Raw genomic sequence first — 260 nt, forward strand, 5'->3', positions numbered from 1 at the left:
CAATAATCCGGCGGCATTCGGTGAACACTTCTTTTTCTCTGCCATCCATCACTTCATTGGCTCGGGTGTATTCTTTATTTGAATGTTCCACCACGTAGTCTGGGAATAAATAGTATTTTAAATAGGTGTTTGGAATCGTCTCAGGATCTAGGGCGTAAACATCCCGTACTTTAATAAACGTCTCTTTCCAAGATTCATCCGTATGTTGAGCACCATTGAGGGCACTTGGCGGTAAATAGCCGTGCTCTTTAATGTATTGT

Annotated in this window: 1 pseudogene; it reads right to left on the reverse strand. The window is 41.9% G+C overall.

Annotation, left to right across the window (positions count from 1 at the left end):
* Positions 1-260: pseudogene (locus RMT89_RS43885) on the reverse strand (6-phospho-alpha-glucosidase); the annotation flags it as partial.

The sequence above is a fragment of the Streptomyces sp. P17 genome, assembly GCF_032436805.1.
GTDB lineage: Bacteria > Actinomycetota > Actinomycetes > Streptomycetales > Streptomycetaceae > Streptomyces.